This window comes from Bacillus sp. FSL W7-1354 (assembly GCF_038002405.1).
Lineage (GTDB): Bacteria > Bacillota > Bacilli > Bacillales > Bacillaceae > Bacillus > Bacillus paralicheniformis.
Genome location: NZ_JBBOCL010000001.1, coordinates 3,460,001 through 3,462,500, shown reverse-complemented (window position 1 = coordinate 3,462,500; position 2,500 = coordinate 3,460,001). Strand labels below are relative to the sequence as shown.

At 52.8% G+C, this 2,500-nt stretch carries 2 rRNA genes (both cut by a window edge); both read right to left on the bottom strand.

Features of this window, described 5'->3' with window-relative positions:
- Positions 1-1,051 (bottom strand): 23S ribosomal RNA (locus tag MKZ04_RS17570) (it extends 1,879 nt beyond the left edge of the window).
- A 170-nt stretch (positions 1,052-1,221) separates the two neighbouring features.
- Positions 1,222-2,500 (bottom strand): 16S ribosomal RNA (locus tag MKZ04_RS17565) (it continues 271 nt past the right edge of the window).
- The 16S and 23S rRNA genes sit together here, the layout of an rRNA operon.

Genomic DNA, 2,500 nt, shown 5'->3' with positions numbered 1-2,500 from the left:
ACCTTAGCTGGCGGTCTGGGCTGTTTCCCTTTCGACTACGGATCTTATCACTCGCAGTCTGACTCCCAAGGATAAGTCTTTGGCATTCGGAGTTTGACTGAATTCGGTAACCCGGTAGGGGCCCCTAGTCCAATCAGTGCTCTACCTCCAAGACTCTTACCTTGAGGCTAGCCCTAAAGCTATTTCGGAGAGAACCAGCTATCTCCAGGTTCGATTGGCATTTCACCCCTACCCACACCTCATCCCCGCACTTTTCAACGTGCGTGGGTTCGGGCCTCCATTCAGTGTTACCTGAACTTCACCCTGGACATGGGTAGATCACCTGGTTTCGGGTCTACGACCACGTACTCATGCGCCCTATTCAGACTCGCTTTCGCTGCGGCTCCGTCTTTTCAAACTTAACCTTGCACGGGATCGTAACTCGCCGGTTCATTCTACAAAAGGCACGCCATCACCCGTTAACGGGCTCTGACTACTTGTAGGCACACGGTTTCAGGATCTCTTTCACTCCCCTTCCGGGGTGCTTTTCACCTTTCCCTCACGGTACTGGTTCACTATCGGTCACTAGGGAGTATTTAGCCTTGGGAGATGGTCCTCCCGGATTCCGACGGAATTTCACGTGTTCCGCCGTACTCAGGATCCACTCAGGAGAGAACGAAGTTTTGACTACAGGGCTGTTACCTCCTATGGCGGGCCTTTCCAGGCCTCTTCATCTACCTCGTTCTTTTGTAACTCCGTACAGAGTGTCCTACAACCCCAAGAGGCAAGCCTCTTGGTTTGGGCTGTTCCCGTTTCGCTCGCCGCTACTCAGGGAATCGCATTTGCTTTCTCTTCCTCCGGGTACTTAGATGTTTCAGTTCCCCGGGTCTGCCTTCTCATATCCTATGAATTCAGATATGGATACTGCTCCATTACGAGCAGTGGGTTTCCCCATTCGGAAATCTCCGGATCAAAGCTTGCTTACAGCTCCCCGAAGCATATCGGTGTTCGTCCCGTCCTTCATCGGCTCCTAGTGCCAAGGCATCCACCGTGCGCCCTTTCTAACTTAACCGTTAAAAAGAATCACTACGTGATATCTTGCTTACTAATTGAATGTGATGTCTACTGTTATCTAGTTTTCAAAGAACACGCTTTGAAGGAATGATCCTTCAAAACTAAACAAGATCTAAACGCACCTGTCTATAAGACCGCAAGGTCTTATATTCCGTATAATATCCTTAGAAAGGAGGTGATCCAGCCGCACCTTCCGATACGGCTACCTTGTTACGACTTCACCCCAATCATCTGTCCCACCTTCGGCGGCTGGCTCCAAAAGGTTACCTCACCGACTTCGGGTGTTACAAACTCTCGTGGTGTGACGGGCGGTGTGTACAAGGCCCGGGAACGTATTCACCGCGGCATGCTGATCCGCGATTACTAGCGATTCCAGCTTCACGCAGTCGAGTTGCAGACTGCGATCCGAACTGAGAACAGATTTGTGGGATTGGCTTAGCCTCGCGGCTTCGCTGCCCTTTGTTCTGCCCATTGTAGCACGTGTGTAGCCCAGGTCATAAGGGGCATGATGATTTGACGTCATCCCCACCTTCCTCCGGTTTGTCACCGGCAGTCACCTTAGAGTGCCCAACTGAATGCTGGCAACTAAGATCAAGGGTTGCGCTCGTTGCGGGACTTAACCCAACATCTCACGACACGAGCTGACGACAACCATGCACCACCTGTCACTCTGCCCCCGAAGGGGAAGCCCTATCTCTAGGGTTGTCAGAGGATGTCAAGACCTGGTAAGGTTCTTCGCGTTGCTTCGAATTAAACCACATGCTCCACCGCTTGTGCGGGCCCCCGTCAATTCCTTTGAGTTTCAGTCTTGCGACCGTACTCCCCAGGCGGAGTGCTTAATGCGTTTGCTGCAGCACTAAAGGGCGGAAACCCTCTAACACTTAGCACTCATCGTTTACGGCGTGGACTACCAGGGTATCTAATCCTGTTCGCTCCCCACGCTTTCGCGCCTCAGCGTCAGTTACAGACCAGAGAGTCGCCTTCGCCACTGGTGTTCCTCCACATCTCTACGCATTTCACCGCTACACGTGGAATTCCACTCTCCTCTTCTGCACTCAAGTTCCCCAGTTTCCAATGACCCTCCCCGGTTGAGCCGGGGGCTTTCACATCAGACTTAAGAAACCGCCTGCGCGCGCTTTACGCCCAATAATTCCGGACAACGCTTGCCACCTACGTATTACCGCGGCTGCTGGCACGTAGTTAGCCGTGGCTTTCTGGTTAGGTACCGTCAAGGTACCGCCCTATTCGAACGGTACTTGTTCTTCCCTAACAACAGAGTTTTACGATCCGAAAACCTTCATCACTCACGCGGCGTTGCTCCGTCAGACTTTCGTCCATTGCGGAAGATTCCCTACTGCTGCCTCCCGTAGGAGTCTGGGCCGTGTCTCAGTCCCAGTGTGGCCGATCACCCTCTCAGGTCGGCTACGCATCGTCGCCTTGGTGAGCC